At 61.6% G+C, this 346-nt stretch carries 1 pseudogene; it reads left to right on the top strand.

Annotation, left to right across the window (positions count from 1 at the left end):
• Positions 1 to 346: pseudogene (locus ACIP1X_RS28885) on the top strand (transketolase); the annotation flags it as partial.

Here is a 346-nt window from a genome sequence, read left to right as displayed (position 1 = left end):
CAACCCGAGCAATCCATCGTTCGCCGACCGTGACCGCTTCGTGCTGTCCAACGGCCACGGCTCGATGTTGATCTACTCGCTGCTGCACCTGACCGGTTACGACCTGTCGATCGACGACCTCAAGCAGTTCCGTCAATTGCACAGCCGCACCCCGGGCCACCCGGAATTCGGTTACACCCCGGGCGTTGAAACCACCACTGGCCCGTTGGGTCAGGGTCTGGCCAACGCCGTCGGTTTCGCCCTGGCTGAAAAAGTCCTGGGCGCGCAGTTCAACCGTCCTGGCCACGACATCGTCGACCACCACACCTACGTGTTCCTGGGTGATGGCTGCATGATGGAAGGCATT

Origin of the sequence: Pseudomonas sp. NPDC088885 (assembly GCF_044750025.1) — a bacterium.
Taxonomy (GTDB): domain Bacteria; phylum Pseudomonadota; class Gammaproteobacteria; order Pseudomonadales; family Pseudomonadaceae; genus Aquipseudomonas; species Aquipseudomonas rustica.
This window is presented reverse-complemented; position numbering and strand designations above follow the sequence as displayed.